We start from the raw sequence: 16,306 nt of genomic DNA on the forward strand, positions 1-16,306 counted from the left end.
AGGATTATTGGTCCGTCTTTATCCAAACATCATTTTCGAAACACTGCATTTGCTCCACCTTTCCATTGGCAACAGAAAATGTCAATGGAAAGGTGCCATCATCATTGAGGAAGAAAAATTCCGATCGTGGGGTAAATGAAATTGTTTCGTTATCCCACAATTGAGTAAGCGTTAGGCCTGTTGAGGAGGGATCTATTTGAATTTTAAAGTTGTTGTCATTTACCTTGAGGTAAGTTCCTGCAAGTTGTTTCAGTTGAGATGCGGTTAAACTCGCGATTTTAGTGGGGTCAAATGGCACGCGCTCACATAAAATCCTACCCAGTATCTTGGTTTGGCTAAAATCGCCGGAATCATCCTTTAAAAATTCTATGGCGTAGCCTTCATTTTTGGATTCAAAATGCGTATCATCTTTACGGACCAGCTGATATCTTTTTTTCTGATCCCACAGCTGTGTCGCATACAGGTTGTTATCTTGCTCCTCGAAAGCAATGAAAGCTACTTTATTGGGTAGCTGGTAGTAACCTTGAAATGATTTTAGCGGAACCAACTGTTGTTGCTGGGGGCTATCTTTAGAGGCGGACTGGGCAAATGTATCAATCGAAGCAAAAAGACAACATGCTCCCACCAGAAGACCATATGTTGCTTTGGAAAATTGGCGGATCGCTCTCGAGTACCCGCTTGGTTTGGTGTATTGTATCATAATTTCTTTTGTTGATATGATACAAGAGTAGGTCTTTTTGATAGGCTAACCGTCCGAATGGATGCAATCGAACAAACTTCATTGTGTCGAGTTAGTTTGATTGTTTACTATTGACTTTCATATATTCTGTCGGCGTAATACCTGTAGCTTTTTTGAAGCTGGCATAAAAAGTTGTTCTTGAATTGAAGCCTGCCCTTATTGCGATTCCAAACATATCAAGTTGCTTGACTTCTTTGGATAATAAAAGTTTTTTCGCTTCCTCCGTTCTAAGCTCGTTGATAAACTGGTAAAAATTTTTTTCCAACCCATTGTTTATGATATAGGAAAGATCATGCGGATTGATCCCGATATGCTCAGCGAGAGACGATAGTGTTAAAGCCGGGTCGAGATATAGCTTTTCAGCTGTAGTTTTCTGTAATAGTTTTTCTTTTAATGTGTCTACCTGTTGTACTGTAAGCCGATCCTCGGCTTTAACCTTTTTATGCTGCGCTTCGTTGATGAGGTTTTTTGTAGACTCAATTGTGTAAATTGACCGTTGTGTTAGCGTTGCGTACCCAAGTGCCACTGTGCCCATAAAATATAAAATTGGGGCGACAGCACTAAAAACTAAATGAACCATAGCGAGTAGACGGACAACAATCATCAATAACAGCGCAATCAATAGGTACTTTAACCAAGCCATGTTTATCTTTTCCGTATAGGAAGATAGCTGGCGAATGTTTTTCTGGTGTATTTTAAAGAGGTTATAACAGGCAATCCAATAAAAGATACATTGTGCAAAAAAGAAATATTTAATAGCAAAGATGATCCATTGCGGTAATTGAGGCGGATGGATGTGTCTATTAGAAAGTCCGGGTATTAAATAAATGATGGAGAAGAAAACGAAAGCGAGGAATGGAAAAAAATGTAGTCCCCAATACCGAATTTTTGCTGTTGGTTTGACCATGTAGTGAACGGCCAGGTAGAAGCAGGGGAGTGTAGCCCATCGCGGGAGTTCCAGCGTATGGATCAATCCATTGCTCTCGATATGAAAACCTTCCAGAAAAAGCTGGGTAAATAAGCATGCCATCAAATAATACCAAGTCCCAAGCCACCGGTCTGCGTGGGAACAACTGTGGTTGACACCCATAACGATTAAGGTGCCGAGCAACAGAAATGCACCCGCTGAAAAAGCATGAAAGGTATAGAGTATATTGATCATGGGCCGTAGCAAGTTATCATTGTAACGTGAATTTAAACATAATTGATCAAATGGTGCTACATCATCCATATAAGTACCCCGATCCAACCATTTACGGACAGCGGGGCGACGAGTAAGCTTTTTTTTACAAATTAGCAATGATCTTTACTGGTCTTGTCCGTGTCCATCCAAACGGATAAATCTGTTAGGGTTCCATGCGATACAATATCAAACTGCTGTCGAATGAGATTACTGATATAGGTTGCTTTTTCGTTTTTCGGTTTATGCTTCGATCGCTTAAGCGGAGATAGTGATTTTATCAATGACAGCACAGTTCTCGATTATAGCTTATTGTTTCCATTTCACTTTTCCCTTATCGTCCAACATTTCGATAGAAGGGTTACCCAGACTGTCCACCTTTAAAATAATTCTCGGTATCTCATTGTTATCTTTCATCACCAAAGAAGCGTTCCCATTCTCTGTTAGTAGGTTTATCCGGTTAATATTATGCCCCGGCTTACCGGATAGATCTTTATCATTAATCAATAGACCAGCCCTGAAATAATTGTCGTGTTTATTATCCTGTGCCAGGATACCAATGGCATCGGCATTCTGATAATCAAATGCAAGTGCATTCAGGTTAGTCTCTTCATTATCGGTAATTGCCAAACCACCTCTTTCGTCTCCATTTTTATCATAGAAAATCAGGCCCGCGGGAGCGTAAGCCCTTTTATATGTTTTCCCTTTGATAATAGGTTGCGGAATGTTATCTGTGTTTGCAATAACGACACGATTATTTCCAGATCTGTCCTTGATATCTATTCTTTCAGCACTTAAACTGTGCTTGTTGTTCAGAAAAAAGTAGACCACACAAGCCATCAGTACGATATTGGAAAGAATAAGTGCGGTTAGAAATATTTTTAGTGTTTTGGAAATTGTTTGCATAATTTAATTTCAATTGTTAATTATTACGGTCTCCTATTCCAAACTTCAATTAATAGTACGATGCGTTCTATTTCAAAGAGTTTAATAGTATCCTTTATTATTGTTTGATAATAAGCAAAAATAAAGTGTGATTTCGAAAACGCACTCTATATAGGTTGAGCGTAATGATTTTTTTATTTGGTTAGCCCTTTACGTATTCGGCTCAACTGTGTTGGGGTAATGCTCAGGTGCGAAGCAATATATTGTAGTGGAATTCTGCTGTCAATTCCCGCGTGTGCCGCCAGCAATTTGAGATATCTTGTGGTTGCACTTTCGGTCAGTAAAGAAATTTCTCTTTCTTCATTAATGACGATCCATTTTTTCTCCAAATAGGCAATGTAAAGGTTTTTTAGTTCATCATTTTGATTGATAGCTGCTCTTGTTTGATGATAAGGCATACATACCACAGTAGTGTTTTCAATAGCTTGCAGTTTAAAATCGTTGGGCGTTTTTATGATTGCCGAAAATCTTGTGCTCGCAAAATCCCTCTCCAAATAAATCCATTTATTCCAGATAGCTCCTTTTTCATCAATAAAATAAGAGTTTAAGGCTCCTTTACAGACAAAGAAAATGTCATTGGCGACACGCCCTTCCCTAAGTAAAACTTCATTTTTCTTAAACTGCTGAACGTAGGCCGTTTCAGCCAATAAATCAAATGCCTTATCCGAAATGGGATATACGCTTGTAACAGCTGTTTTAAAGTCAGCAAGATATTTTTCTGTTTCTGTCATTTGCTTTAGCGGGGCTATATTCGAATAAATATAACGTATATTTTAAATAGCTAAAATTGATTTTTCTTCTTCTTTGGATATTTCGATATCAATGACCACTAGATATATATGATAGATTTTATCTTGGTATTATTGTGCCTGAATTTGTAGCGGCAATAATAGTCGTCTGTATTTATTGTTCTGTTTCGTTTTTGAAACCGAAGCGTTATCCCAGTAGCTGCGGTGAGAATAATCTCTACCGATTCCGTATCGAGATCCCTGGCCGACCTCAACGAATAAAATTTCCAGATAAGTCCAAATCTGAGAATAAGTTATAAGTGTCGAAATAAAGGAACTATTTTGGCCACTTCATAAGTGGCTCCTTTGTAGGGGCTTATTGTTTTTTTGTCAATTTTTACCATCAACTCTCATCCTTTGCAGCATTTTCTTCGGCAAGCTTTCCTTTAAGTTATAGGACACCAGCTATCCCGATCACCCTTTGACTTTCTGATCCTGGCATAAAATTTTTTACGATCTTTAAAGAACCAATACGTCGCTATTATGATAAATATATTATTAAAAACGGTTACAGATGCAATAGACATTAATCAAGCAGATAGGGACCTGATTTCAAAACTTTTTAGGGAAAAGAAATATTGAGACTAAGCACAGCAGATAGAACATTAACCTGTTTTGTAAACAAAGGAAGCCTGTCCAAATTCATTTACAGAACTTTGACAGACTTCCATTTTAGAATAATTATGGTATGTTTATTTAGCGGCTAAAACGTCCAATTTCTCAATAGATGGCGGATTAGCTAACAATTCTGGTGCATTTTCCATAAGCGCCTTTGCTATCTTACCACCAAGATGTGCTTGTCTGCCTTCTTCATCTGAAAATGTGTCATAAATGCCAAATGTAGAAGAGTCAATACGAAACGCATACCAAGTAATAGTGCCGACTTCTTCATTAGCAAGTGGCAACGCACTTGTAATAAACTCTTCAACGTTTTTTTCTTTTCCAGCTTTTGCTTCTAGTCGAACTAATAATCCTAATTTTTTCATATATGTTTATCTTTTTTAAATTACACATTTTTATAACAAATGTAGCTCATTTAAGTTTTTTAGGATTTTTTATTTGGTTCAAAAACTTATGAAAAAAGATCAACTACCGTTATAACGTAGCCTTTGGGGATATCAATAAAACCATCTTAACTTACTGTAATAGAATGTTAGAATCCCTGCATCAAAATGCCTAAAATAACGCTATTGTATGGACCCTTTTTAATTCACCCCAAGATTCTTTATCAAATTCTTCGCTATCTTACCATTGTTGTTGATTAAACGTTCTAACATAGGCTTGGTTTAGTATGTTAAAAATGTGGAAAAGATCTAACCTAAACTATCGTCAAGCAATACATATTTGTAACCTCTCAGACATTAAAACGGAGGTTTATTGAGATTATTCGATATCCTTAATTAGCATGATTAATTTTAAAAGATGTTGTATCAAAAACTTGTATCAATAAACAAAGTTTCATGAATTTATATCACATGAGTTTAATGTAACTAAATATGAAAATTGGGTATGCAACTGGAAAACCACTTGAACGAAAAGAAAGCTTCGGGCAATAGCAATCGTCGAAATGGCAAGACAAAAAAGACAGTCCGAGGTCTCAATACCGGAACTTTTGAGCTGGAGACAGGCCGGGATAGATCGGTAAGGTTCGAGCCTAAAGTAGTACCTAACAGACAATTAATTATCACTGAACAGCTTGAGGGACACGTGTTGAGCATGTATGCCCATCTCCTGCTAGTTGAACTGAATTATTAAAAAACTCTTCAAATCCGAATTGACCTACTCCGTCAAATGTGATTTCTTCAATTCCAAAAAATTCAAAGGCGCTAGCAAATTTTAGTAATTCTCTTATCTCTGGCGGAATTTGTCCTGTTGGCAATCTTTGGCTAATTCGTCAATTTGTTGATTTGTCAAACCTTCTTTTAATTCTACTTTATATTCGTCGCCATCTTCTTAAATATATTGTTCGGTCGAAATGGAAGTTAGTTTTTCCGTAGGTGTCATAAATGCAATTGTGTTTTCTTGATGTGTCGTGTTATGCTTGTAGGTAACTGGCGCGGCGACTTGTCGTAGCTGTATCGAAGATACGAAAGTGGAGCTGTTTTGCCAAGTCACTTGTTATAATTTAGTGGATGCGCCATTAAATGAGGAATCTGGCTATCGGAATTTTTATGGAGATACCGCTAGCCCCAAATTACGAAGCATGGTGGTGCATTGAAAACTTTATCGATTTACCACAGGGACGGAATAGCGCTTTAGATTTCGGGGTACATGCAGGCGAAGTCAAAGTCCGACTGGAATTTTTGCCAAGGAATAGATGGTCTATCTAAAAGCAGTGAAGCATGAAGCCACTCGGTATGATATATCAGATATTTATATGCAGTGGTAAGGCTATTTTAATCAAGAGACAGAAGAGAAACTCCAGATAATAAATATACGCGTTAAGGAATTAAAGATTTTTTGGCGTATAGCCGGGGGCCTAGTTAAATAGTTTACAGAAGAAACTATTTTGGTAAATTCATAAGTAGTTCCTTTGCAGGTACTTCTTGTATTTTTCCGTCAACTTTTACCACCAAACTCTCACCCTTTGCTGCACTTTCTTCGGCTAGTTTTCGTAAAGCCTTTTGCACTCCTAAACGAATTCGTTCAGCAAGATTAATATTTTCAATATTTACCTTATCGTTCATTATAGTATTTCGATTTTAGTGTTGACCAAATTTCGCTATTTGAAACGAATTCTCCAAATTTATCACCCTGAGCAAGGAAGGGCTTCCCCCTAAGAAGGAATAGTCCCAGATTTCAGCAGACAGGTCGGTAAGGGACTCTTTTAATTGTTCCCATTGCCCGCGGTCTGACCAGGCTGATTCAATACATTGTTTCCGGTTATTGTAAGCTTCTGAAGCGGAATAAGCCATGATATCGTCGAGGGTAACACCCTCCGGATAATACTCTTTTAACTGCTCTGTTATTTGTTCCTTTCGCATCTGAATTTATTTACAATTAGTATCCCAGTTCTTCACTCCAGTCCCAGGATTAGTTCCTACCATATTGGCTCCTCTCGCAAGATTCGCTCCAAGCTGTGCATTGATTTAGACCTGCATTTCAGGAGGCCTTTTTTTTAATTTGTTAAAACTGCCGAACGAATCGACTGTTCTTCCGCGTAACCAACTCTTCTTTCGAACCCATACCGTAGCCTTAACAATGCGTCATCATCTTGAAATTAAGAGCTGTATATATTCTTTTTAACAACCTTTTGATGAAAAGGACGCGTACATATTTTAGGATATATTAAGGTTAATACGATTTATCCAAATTTGTTCTCGGTCTTGGTTGTTTTCAAAGTTCTGCAACATATATTCACGATTGTACTTTACTTTTCCATTGAAATACAATTTACCATTTACGTAAACCTTTACTTTCTTCTTCAGATTGACCATTTCAGGCGAAATATTGATTGAAAATGATTTAATAGATGAAGTTTTAATTCTGAAAATGTTGTTTTGATATTCAGCTTTTATTTTTCCTGATTTTCTTGGAAAATCAAAAGCTTTTTTATTAACCTCCTGCACAACTAAGCTATCGTTTTTGTCGTATTTCAACCATTGGTTGATTTTGAAATTTAACTCTTTGTGCCAATTTGATTTTCGGCTTAGGGTATCTAGTTTTATATCAGAAAACCAATCAATATTTCCGTATTTTTCATCATCAAATTCCCAAGATATTTCTTTCGAAAAAGGATTTCTCTTCCGGCTTATTAGGTCGTTAAAAAGAATCTGATAAGCTGGTTCAGATTCGTCAAATTGTGGAAACCAATGCGGAAATCCATTGTAGCGATAATCTTTGTAATCGGCATTTATTCCGTTCATTAATTTTGTTAAATCATCATTTGCGTTTGGTGGATAATAATAATCCTCATCTGTTGAAAAATTGATAAATGAACGGTTTTTAATATTTTCAACGAAAGTACCACCCGTAAATATTTTTGGATAAGTGTTAAATCCGTAAAAACCTGCAAATTGTGTAGGTTGTTTCATCAGATATGAAAACGACCCCGTTCCTCCGTTAGAATGTCCCGAAATGAAAACTTTATTGTCATCAACGTTGACTGCTTTCTTGATACTTTCAAGCATTTCGGGAATCATAAAAAAGCCCTCATTTGATGTCATCCAATTGTATTGCCTGCTCCCTTTTGGAAAAACTAAAATGACATCATTTTGCTCTGCATATTTTGTGTAATATCTATTCCAACCACCTAAATTCCAATCTGCAAACTGATAATCAATCAACGCATTACTTCTTACTGCACCATGAAGAAAGAAAAGCAGGGGATACTTCTTATGAGGATTGTAATTTTTTGGTAAATGAATAAAAAACGAAGTTTTGGTTGAATCGTTTATTTTGAATGAAATAGAATAATCCTGATTCTTTTTCGCTTTGTAGGGATTAAAGTTTTTTATTTTCTCATAAAGAGATTTTTCATCCTGAAATTTATCTAGGTTAGTTGGCTCTATGCTGAAAAATTCATCTTCCTTTACTTTTAATTGGATGTAAAAACGATCTTTATTTTTAATAGCATCACTTTTCAAAATTTGCCATCTTGGGTCACCTATTAGATCTTTATATTCTTCCGAAGCATAATCTCTAATGATATAATTCCAAGCGGGATAAGTTTTCCAGTCGGTTTCCTTCTTTGCCAGCGCAGATAAATAGGTAAATGCTTTATCTTTATTATTCAATTTATAGGCTAAGATTGAAGCGTTATAGCGGCTAAATTGATCTATACTATCCGGAAAGCGCGCAAATGCATCCTCGTATAATCCTAATGCATGCAGATACGCAATTGAATCTTTTGCTTTTTTTTTGTTTTCGACCGCTTTTCGAATCAAAGTTGAATAATTTTCCTGTGCTTGGGCAAATAAACTTAACAGAACTAAAAATAAAACAATACAATATCTCATAAATCAAAATTTAATCAGGCAAATCTACAGACAAACTATTTCGGAAACTTGTAAAAATGGAACTTTACTCGAACTTGTAAAAATGGAACTTTACTCGTTAAGGATCCAGATGCCAAAAAGTATCTTCTTTTCCTAAAATAGTTCCTTTGCTAAAAAAGTTTCTAGGTGAATTATCAACCAGATTTTTATAGATTTTATTAAGATGAGATTGGTCGCTGAAATTAAACTCATAAGCAATTTCAGTGAAGCTACTTTCAGGGTTCTCAAAAAGTTTCTTGTTGACGGACTGCCTAAAAAGAACTATTTCGTAAAATTTTTTTATGGAAACTCCCAAATGAAATTGAAATAATCTGTTTAAATGTTGTCTGCTGATTCCAATGTAAGTTGAAAGTTCTGTGACAGATATTTTCTCGTCATTACTGAAAATATATTGAATTGCTTGTTCTAAAATTGGGCTCTCAAATTTTTTAAAACGATGTAATAAAGCGTTGTCTAAAAAATCTGAAATATGTTTTGTTTGAGTTGTAGAAAAGATTTCTTTTAGTTCTTCTGGACTGAAAAACTCGTAATCTGTTATATAATCTGCAAAATTTAAATTTTCGTAAAATTGCTGGATACCTAAAGGATGAAATACAATGACGATTCTGTAAACTGTTCCAGATTGTTTTACATTAAGTACTTTTTGCCGAATAGGGGTGAAAATCTGAAATGGGTTTGCGTTATCATCAAATTTTATTTCTCCATTTTCCAATCTCACATGATATCTATAAATTGAAATTGTATTATTAAAATGGGGGAAACATAGGAATTTATTGATCACATTATTTGGTTTAATGTCCAAATAGTAATAATCAACATACTTTTTGACTATAGGATTTTTTGGTTTGAACGTTTGAAATAATTCCTTCATTTTTAACTTTCCACCTCGCAAATCTGCAATAATTTCAAAAATAAGAAAAAAAGTTAATGCTAAATCAACATATATCTGATCGTCTAAATAATAATGGAGATTGGAAAAAAACCTAAACAGCTTTGCTGGAGATTAGCGCTTAGCAAAGGGCTACTTTAGTCTAATATAATTCACTATCAAACGCTAAGAAAAGTGATTAAAAGTAATTTATACATAATCGATATTATTTACTAGGTTATTGTGCTAATTTATTACATACTAAATAACTCATAAAATTTGATAAAGAATAGTCTGTCTGTAATTTTTCAGCTCATGTGATTGACTATCCATATAATTTACTTGTTTTTTTACTAAATATGTTAGCAATAATCAATTTATTGTTATATATTTGTCTGATAATCAATTAATAAATATTATGGCTAGATCAAAAAAACATTTGGGTAGGTATGTAGATCCACGTACCGATTTCGGTTGGAAATTTTACTTTGGTAGGGAGGACAACAAAATCTTACTGATTGAGTTTCTCAATAGTCTGTTTCAGGGAGAGAAGATAATTTCGGATCTAAGATATAAGCCTGTAGAACATGATGGTGATTATGAGGGAATGCGTCGTGTTGTATTTGATTTACATTGTATCGGCAGCGATGGTGAGGTTTTCATCATTGAGATGCAGCAGCTCTTTCAAGAATTTTTTAAGGACCGTGCAGTGTACTATACCTCACGTCTCATCAATAAACAATTAGCGCGAGGTAAGAAGGGTAGTGATTATTACCTACCGGAGGTTTACTTTATTGGTATTTTGGAGTTTCACATGGATAGAAATGGTAGTACCGGTATATCTCGTGTCACAGAGCGGCCTTATTTCTATGATGTTGCGCTGTGTGACAAATTGACCAAAGAAATATTCTATGATAAATTGGGATATAAAATGATTTCGCTTCCATTATTTAATAAACAGCCAGAAGAACTAAAGACAGTTATGGATCAGTGGTTGTACTTACTTAAACACTTGAGTACCATGGATAGATTGCCAACATTTTTGGATAAAAGAATATTTGGTCTTATCTTTGAGATAGGAGAGATAGGTAAACTAACGGAGGAGGAGCTAATGTCATACGAAGCAAGTTTAAAACATAAGCGTGATGCTGAGAGCGTATTTAATTCGGCCAAGAAATCCGGAGAATCTTTAGGTCACGCTAAAGGCCTAGCAGAAGGTAAAGCTAAAGGTCTAGCAGAAGGTAAAGCCAAAGGTCTAGCAGAAGGTAAAGCCAAAGGACTAGCAGAAGGAGAGCGTAAAAAAGCTCTTGAGACTGCTAAAGCATTTAAGGAAATGGGGCTACCTATAGCTGATATTGCTAAGGGCACAGGGCTTTCTGTCGAAGAGGTCGAAAAACTCTAAGTTTCTTTATTTTGGATGACTGCTCCACCAATAGATGAATGGCACGAGCCGATTAAATTGGTTGACACAGTTTATGTTACAGTCTCCCGTTATATGCTGTGCTTCCTGTTATTCTGTTGTCGGTAATAGTTTGTCCGCTAAATATTGTTTCCATTTTGTCCCGGTAAACTCGCAATTTCCGCTTTTGATTTGAGCATTAGGAAATTCTGCAAGAATTGCTGTTAAGTCGTTCCAAACATTTTTCAATTTATCGTCCTTGTTTTCAAAATTCAAACTAAATTTTCCGTTTTCTACTTTAATATGCTTGAGAAAAATACCTTCTTGTGTCGAGCTAATTCTGTCCGCAAGTTGTATATAGTAACCTTGATAGTCTGGATAAGGAACTTGCTCTGGTTGTCTTTCTTCACCTGAATAATAACGAAACAGAATGTCGTGTCCGTATTTGCTTAATTTTTCTTTCCAAAATAAAGGTCTCGGAACTTCAGAAAGGTCAGCGGTCAAATATATTTCCTTCTCACTTGTCCAAGGCTTAAATGTTGTTTTTATTAGTTCTTGTTCTTCAATTTCAAGGCTGTTTGTAACAAGTCGAAAAATCGCAGGTGTAGCGAACTCTAAGCAAATTCCATTTTCAACTTCCCATGCTTCAATATATTCAATGTAATTGTCGTCACCAACATTTGTTACATCTATGTCAAAAGTCCATTCATAAATTTTTGATGGAATAATTTTGAAAGGCAAGATGTGTCTTTCTGAATTTGCCTTATAATTTGCTTTCACATTATAACCAACAATAATTTCAAGCGGATTTTCTTTTATTGCCAAAACGTGTCCGTCTTCAAAATAGAAGTTGTCGGACAACCATTTGTCAAGGTCGTTGAATGTATGTACGGTAGTTTTTAGCATTGTATATGTAGAGCGGCGACTTTGCGAAGTAACGTAGCCGTATCGAAGATACGAAAGTGGAGCTGTTTAACCAAGTCGCTTATGGTAAGCTGTCCGCGTAGCGACGGCTTACGTCAATTCCAATCTTAATATAGACTAAGGTTTCCCATAATGCTATTATCGGGCTAGGATAGGCTTAATACATCCGATTACATATAAAAAATGGGAAACCCTAAATATCTGTACGGTATACAATGTTGCTAATAATATTAGTAATATTGTGTAATGAAACCGCTAGAAATCTTTTGCCGAAATCGGGTAATGTACGCTCAAATTACCGTGCATGATAAAAGCATGGGCATGAAAGATTATCATCTTTACAACAAAAATGGTCTTGCTCATTATGTTTTCAGGAAATCTCAGGGAGAGTGGCAATTGGCATACGGTGTACTTGCCGATGACATCAAGGAAGCGTGCATTGACGCCCTTATACTTCGCTTTGATACTGATGTGCCTGAGTTGTTTTATCATCATGGAAAACGCCAGGTAGTGGAAGTTCGGGCCAAGAAATACAGCCTTTGGCATATATACCTCAATAATGCTTATGTAGGAAGTATTCATTATGACACCTTCACTAAACAGTTCAATTATCACCTTGACGACAATTGCTTATTGACCGATGATCACGTGCAAAAATATATAGCCATGATCCAGCGTGGAGAATTAAAGTGGATAAAGGACGATATTCGATGAAAAAGAATATAAAGTTCGAATGTGACGTGTGTGGTCAGAAGCAAGTGGTTGAGGTTTCTGTTTTGCATGGTGGTGGAACCTTGCAAATTATGATTGATCGGTTTTTTATAATGAATGTAGATTTTCGCAGTGGCGATTGGGTAATGCTATGTAACAATACGAGCTGGTTGACCACCGATGAACTTGTTATTATCCTCGATGAGTTGGGCTATGACGAATAAAAAAACCTTGAGTCTGGGCGGGGCGAATCCTGTTTGGTTTTAAAAACAAAAAAAGGCCGAGTTACTCCTCATCCTCATAAATGAATAAATATTATAAAGTCTTTTCCAAAATTAGAAATCACCCAAGTTGCAGCAATGATAACGGACGGTGCGACAGGTGTGGACGATCATGGAAAAACTTTTTGATAATAGAATGCTGTCATTACCGAGACAGGGGGTTGATCTGGAGTGTTCGTGAACATGATAATAATATTTGAAGCAATAAACTAGCATTCCGGAATGAAAGTATTATCAGGAAGGAACTTTTAAACAACATATTCAAATAAATGAATAATTACTATCTGTGGGATTTACATACAATTAAACCAAAGAATGAAAGCAATTCACAACCTATGTAAGCATCCATTAATATAAACACTATTATGAGTCCAGCCGTATATATCGACCGGACTTTAAGATTTATCTTTTCAAAGCCTTTTCCTTTTCTTTAAGCATCCAGTTTCGGAGCTTTTCCTCTCTTTCAGGGCTGATACGCTTTAGAACAATTACCCCCTTTAAATTTTGAGTGCTATTCCCTGTAAATCTGTCGAATTCAACCGTTATATCATATTCAAAGCGATTCCATTTGGGAGAAGTGAGACTGTCAAACGGCACAGTTGTTATGGAATCCCCCCGTTGAACATATACCAAATTTGCCCAAGTAGCAGATGTCCTACTTGGAACACCAGACATCATTGCAACATCACGGAGATCCAAATGTATTTTTTCGACCAAAGTCTGTAGTATCGATAAGTCCTTTTCTTTTTTTTGACTGTAGGCAGATGTTAAAAAACAAATACCCAAAATTTTTAAAATGTTATTCTTCATTTGTTATCAATTAATTGGGGCTAGAGGATACGCTATGGATCGGACAGTTTTTCCCATCGCCTAAGTTTGCGTATGGTTTGATCGTTTGTGGTTGACCATCGGCGCTCGTCACGGTGATAGTTGGGTTTTTTACCCAGGTTTCATTTATTTCAACAGGTGGATTACCAAAGGTTGCATAATTATTTGCAAATGCTAAAGCTTTTGAAAAGTACTATTAATACAATATCGAATCCTATTTGGTTTTTAAAAAATATTATTTCTAGCTGTTGAGCATGGAGTACTAGCTGTCAAAAAGTTTGCTGTTACCGGATTTTTGACTGTAAATGATCTAAGCACCAAAAATATTTTACGTTGACGGATCAGGTGTGGATGATCTTTAAAAGCTACACATTCAAAAAATAGATAACATCAACCTCCCCACTTGAAGTTAGTGAGTGGATAGATTGCAATTATTTACTGATGTTTTCGACTTGCTTTTTCAACTTCCTTTCTTAACTTTTTCTGATCTTTTCTTGGGCCCACTTCATTTATATAAGCAGGTTGCCTTGGTAATTTTATATCCAGATAGTAATCTTTAAAGTATGCATCTATTCTCACTTCATCAATTGTCAAATTCGATCCAAATTTTTCTATAATTACTTTTCCCCAAAAACCATCTGGAGAGATTTGTTTTGAAAATTCACCCTTTTCGTCTGTGGTAAGCGAAGCTATGGTGTCCCTGCCATTTTTAAGAAAAAAGACTCTCGCGTAAGGCACTATTTCATTATTATAGCATAATCTTACTTTTCCATGTATTAATGGAGCTACCTCGCTTTCCGTATATCCTTTGCCCATCTGATTAAAACTACTGCAATTGTTTCGATCAATTTCAGCAAAGTCGTCAAGATTCTTTTTCGTTGCACAACTTGCCAATGTCCAAAATAAAAGAATGCTAGCAACCCATGCGAACTCCTTTTTGTGTAACTCCTTTGTCTTTTCTAGTATCATATTGTTCAGCCATTATTCTATCTGTAATTCGAGATTTATCTACATCTGAAAGGTTTTTAAATGCATCCGTTTCTAATAAGCCCTTCCAGGCAATATCGTCATATATTTGCTTATCTAAATGATAGCCTTTTAATTCTCCGTAATTTTTAATGGATGCGGCTAGATCTGTAATAAAATCTCTAGCAATGGTCTCATGTTGAGCGCCATTTGAAAAAGCTTTTTTCTTTGTATACTTTTCAAATAATTGAGGATAAGTCATTGTTGCTGCCGTTGGATCATCATAAAAAAATGCAGTAAGGTAAGCATGAATAGATTCATGAAGCATTGTTGTTGCAAATGCTAAGTCGGAAACATTACCTATAACTAGTGGATTGGTATTGAAAGCTATAATTATTTCTCCTGTATTATTATTTCGATTTGTACCAGCCACTTTCATCGGATCGCTAAAATTTTCTGTAGTAAACTTAAGGTTATACCCTGGTATTTCTCCCGAAAACTTTTTGATTATATCAGCGACAGAATTTCCATTCAGCATTTTAAGTGTATCCGATACGCCTTTCATACAGTCTGGAAGATTTGTATCATCGATTTTAGCATTGAAGTTTGCAATATCACTTCCGTCCGAGCCACCTCCACCATCACCCGTACCAGGTGCATCTGGAACCCAAACATTTTCGCAGACGTACTCATCTCGGCTATCAATAAGCGACCAACCATATCCAGCACAAAATGAGGGGTAAGAACAATCTCTGCTATGATATATAGTAATACCACTACCACATCCATATCCTCCTGATTGATAGATACAATCCACCGTTTGATAGTTGCAATTTTGCTCCCATGCCATTTTCGTTGATGAAGCCCTCTTTTTCTGTACATTTTCATCTCCTTCAAAATAAGGCGAACCATTCCGGTATTTTATCAAATTTGCAGCGTTACTTTTTAGATTTGTGAATAACATTTTTCCAGTAAAGGAGCGGAGATCAGTAATTTCTTCCTTCGTATCATTGAAAAAAAAGCCTTTGTAAAATTCTTTGCCATTTTTTACGAGTAAGTATGTCTTACCACCTTTTTCAAACGTAATTTTCTTCTTATCTTCCTTGAGAAAAGGATGCAATGGAATGAACATATATTCAACTGAATCGTTTGCTTTACGGACAGTTACTTCATCCCATAAAGGTTCCCATTGAATTGGTAAGTTATCGTTTGGATTGATCTTTTTAAATATTCCTTCTTTGGCATAAAATTCTTTTATATCAGCCAAAGTCGGCTTATTTTCATTATCTAATACTTGGGACGAATCTTTCTGACAACTTACTACGATAAACAGCAAGATAAGGAGCCAGATAAAGTTTCTTGTAAAAAAATGGCTTTTCATTACTTCTATTTTACTTTTCACTTAACGATTTATAGGAATAAAGCTAAAGTTATTTATCGTGAAATTTTTACTAGATTAAAAAACTACACATTTGTGTGAAAGTTTGTAACTCGCTTATAATGTATAGATAATGCACAGGTAATATACAGGTAATAATAGAAAAGTAATTCGATTTTAAGAACCATTCTTCTGATTGAAATCACTTGTGTCCTAAATAAATTTTAGGATTGGATTTCTGTGGTACAGGCATAGCTTTTTTCATCATTTCGATATTGACCCCTATTTTTCAATCTGCGAAG

Annotated in this window: 16 protein-coding genes and 1 pseudogene; 4 read left to right on the forward strand and 13 right to left on the reverse strand. The window is 35.7% G+C overall.

The window, feature by feature from the left end; genetic code table 11:
* Positions 1–4: 4 nt before the first annotated feature.
* The 5 genes from L1283_RS18065 to L1283_RS18085 form a co-directional block, all read right to left on the reverse strand.
* On the reverse strand, positions 5–700 hold the full coding sequence (locus L1283_RS18065; RefSeq protein ID WP_286849856.1) for a hypothetical protein: 696 nt from the start codon (positions 698–700) through the stop codon (positions 5–7).
* A gap of 91 nt (positions 701–791) precedes the next feature.
* A complete protein-coding gene (locus L1283_RS18070; RefSeq protein WP_312352668.1) occupies positions 792–2,039 on the reverse strand; it encodes a helix-turn-helix domain-containing protein in 1,248 nt (415 codons plus the stop codon).
* 189 nt (positions 2,040–2,228) lie between these two features.
* Positions 2,229–2,825: a hypothetical protein gene (locus L1283_RS18075; protein ID WP_070565714.1), complete on the reverse strand. Its 597-nt coding sequence runs from the start codon at positions 2,823–2,825 to the stop codon at positions 2,229–2,231.
* 173 nt (positions 2,826–2,998) lie between these two features.
* Positions 2,999–3,595: a Crp/Fnr family transcriptional regulator gene (locus tag L1283_RS18080; protein WP_286847996.1), complete on the reverse strand. Its 597-nt coding sequence runs from the start codon at positions 3,593–3,595 to the stop codon at positions 2,999–3,001.
* Between the two features lie 749 nt (positions 3,596–4,344).
* Positions 4,345–4,638 carry a putative quinol monooxygenase gene (locus L1283_RS18085; protein WP_070566204.1) on the reverse strand — a complete coding sequence of 98 codons (294 nt, stop codon included), beginning with the start codon at positions 4,636–4,638 and terminating at the stop codon, positions 4,345–4,347.
* A 526-nt stretch (positions 4,639–5,164) separates the two neighbouring features.
* Between L1283_RS18085 and L1283_RS18090 the strand changes: the two are divergent.
* Positions 5,165–5,377: pseudogene (locus L1283_RS18090) on the forward strand (transposase); the annotation flags it as partial.
* A 779-nt stretch (positions 5,378–6,156) separates the two neighbouring features.
* Here L1283_RS18090 and L1283_RS18095 read toward each other — a convergent pair.
* The 4 genes from L1283_RS18095 to L1283_RS18110 form a co-directional block, all read right to left on the reverse strand.
* Positions 6,157–6,339 (reverse strand): hypothetical protein, encoded by a 183-nt coding sequence (locus L1283_RS18095; RefSeq protein ID WP_028069684.1) that lies wholly within the window; start codon positions 6,337–6,339, stop codon positions 6,157–6,159.
* 15 nt (positions 6,340–6,354) lie between these two features.
* The gene (locus L1283_RS18100) at positions 6,355–6,636 is read right to left on the reverse strand and encodes a hypothetical protein (RefSeq protein WP_286847997.1); all 282 of its coding nucleotides are present in this window, start codon (positions 6,634–6,636) and stop codon (positions 6,355–6,357) included.
* A gap of 294 nt (positions 6,637–6,930) precedes the next feature.
* Complete coding sequence (locus tag L1283_RS18105; RefSeq protein WP_286766863.1) at positions 6,931–8,610, reverse strand: alpha/beta hydrolase-fold protein; 1,680 nt, start codon at positions 8,608–8,610, stop codon at positions 6,931–6,933.
* Positions 8,611–8,707: 97 nt separating this feature from the next.
* On the reverse strand, positions 8,708–9,520 hold the full coding sequence (locus L1283_RS18110) for a helix-turn-helix domain-containing protein (RefSeq protein ID WP_070565939.1): 813 nt from the start codon (positions 9,518–9,520) through the stop codon (positions 8,708–8,710).
* A gap of 415 nt (positions 9,521–9,935) precedes the next feature.
* Between L1283_RS18110 and L1283_RS18115 the strand changes: the two genes are divergently transcribed.
* A complete protein-coding gene (locus tag L1283_RS18115; protein ID WP_070565937.1) occupies positions 9,936–10,919 on the forward strand; it encodes an Rpn family recombination-promoting nuclease/putative transposase in 984 nt (327 codons plus the stop codon).
* Between the two features lie 108 nt (positions 10,920–11,027).
* On the opposite strand, the gene L1283_RS18120 is transcribed toward L1283_RS18115, so the two are convergent.
* Entirely contained in the window at positions 11,028–11,741 is a 714-nt protein-coding gene (locus tag L1283_RS18120) for a metallophosphoesterase (protein WP_139144988.1), read from the reverse strand.
* Between the two features lie 345 nt (positions 11,742–12,086).
* On the opposite strand from L1283_RS18120, the gene L1283_RS18125 reads away from it, so the two are divergent.
* Positions 12,087–12,554 (forward strand): hypothetical protein, encoded by a 468-nt coding sequence (locus L1283_RS18125; protein WP_159333010.1) that lies wholly within the window; start codon positions 12,087–12,089, stop codon positions 12,552–12,554.
* Complete coding sequence (locus L1283_RS18130) at positions 12,551–12,775, forward strand: hypothetical protein (RefSeq protein ID WP_115049171.1); 225 nt, start codon at positions 12,551–12,553, stop codon at positions 12,773–12,775. The genes L1283_RS18125 and L1283_RS18130 overlap by 4 nt, the downstream gene beginning before the upstream one ends.
* A 459-nt stretch (positions 12,776–13,234) precedes the next feature.
* On the opposite strand, the gene L1283_RS18135 is transcribed toward L1283_RS18130, so the two are convergent.
* From L1283_RS18135 to L1283_RS18145, 3 genes are all read right to left on the reverse strand, one after another.
* Positions 13,235–13,642, reverse strand: a complete 408-nt coding sequence (locus L1283_RS18135) for a hypothetical protein (RefSeq protein ID WP_286847999.1) — start codon at positions 13,640–13,642, stop codon at positions 13,235–13,237.
* A 453-nt stretch (positions 13,643–14,095) separates the two neighbouring features.
* On the reverse strand, positions 14,096–14,629 hold the full coding sequence (locus L1283_RS18140) for a hypothetical protein (RefSeq protein ID WP_070564584.1): 534 nt from the start codon (positions 14,627–14,629) through the stop codon (positions 14,096–14,098).
* Positions 14,574–16,028 (reverse strand): hypothetical protein, encoded by a 1,455-nt coding sequence (locus L1283_RS18145; RefSeq protein WP_139144948.1) that lies wholly within the window; start codon positions 16,026–16,028, stop codon positions 14,574–14,576. Before L1283_RS18145 ends, L1283_RS18140 begins: the two co-directional genes overlap by 56 nt.
* Positions 16,029–16,306 lie beyond the last annotated feature (278 nt).

Origin of the sequence: Sphingobacterium sp. HSC-15S19 (assembly GCF_050433745.1) — a bacterium.
In the GTDB taxonomy this organism is placed as follows: domain Bacteria; phylum Bacteroidota; class Bacteroidia; order Sphingobacteriales; family Sphingobacteriaceae; genus Sphingobacterium; species Sphingobacterium siyangense.

Bases quoted from the DNA above. Each gene is read 5' to 3' on its own strand.
- L1283_RS18085 (WP_070566204.1), bottom strand. From the start codon at position 4,638: ATGAAAAAATTAGGATTATTAGTTCGACTAGAAGCAAAAGCTGGAAAA.
- L1283_RS18080 (WP_286847996.1), bottom strand. From the start codon at position 3,595: ATGACAGAAACAGAAAAATATCTTGCTGACTTTAAAACAGCTGTTACA.
- L1283_RS18065 (WP_286849856.1), bottom strand. From the start codon at position 700: ATGATACAATACACCAAACCAAGCGGGTACTCGAGAGCGATCCGCCAA.
- L1283_RS18100 (WP_286847997.1), bottom strand. From the start codon at position 6,636: ATGCGAAAGGAACAAATAACAGAGCAGTTAAAAGAGTATTATCCGGAG.
- L1283_RS18130 (WP_115049171.1), top strand. From the start codon at position 12,551: ATGAAAAAGAATATAAAGTTCGAATGTGACGTGTGTGGTCAGAAGCAA.
- L1283_RS18105 (WP_286766863.1), bottom strand. From the start codon at position 8,610: ATGAGATATTGTATTGTTTTATTTTTAGTTCTGTTAAGTTTATTTGCC.
- L1283_RS18110 (WP_070565939.1), bottom strand. From the start codon at position 9,520: ATGAAGGAATTATTTCAAACGTTCAAACCAAAAAATCCTATAGTCAAA.
- L1283_RS18095 (WP_028069684.1), bottom strand. From the start codon at position 6,339: ATGAACGATAAGGTAAATATTGAAAATATTAATCTTGCTGAACGAATT.
- L1283_RS18125 (WP_159333010.1), top strand. From the start codon at position 12,087: ATGAAACCGCTAGAAATCTTTTGCCGAAATCGGGTAATGTACGCTCAA.
- L1283_RS18115 (WP_070565937.1), top strand. From the start codon at position 9,936: ATGGCTAGATCAAAAAAACATTTGGGTAGGTATGTAGATCCACGTACC.
- L1283_RS18075 (WP_070565714.1), bottom strand. From the start codon at position 2,825: ATGCAAACAATTTCCAAAACACTAAAAATATTTCTAACCGCACTTATT.
- L1283_RS18140 (WP_070564584.1), bottom strand. From the start codon at position 14,629: ATGATACTAGAAAAGACAAAGGAGTTACACAAAAAGGAGTTCGCATGG.
- L1283_RS18135 (WP_286847999.1), bottom strand. From the start codon at position 13,642: ATGAAGAATAACATTTTAAAAATTTTGGGTATTTGTTTTTTAACATCT.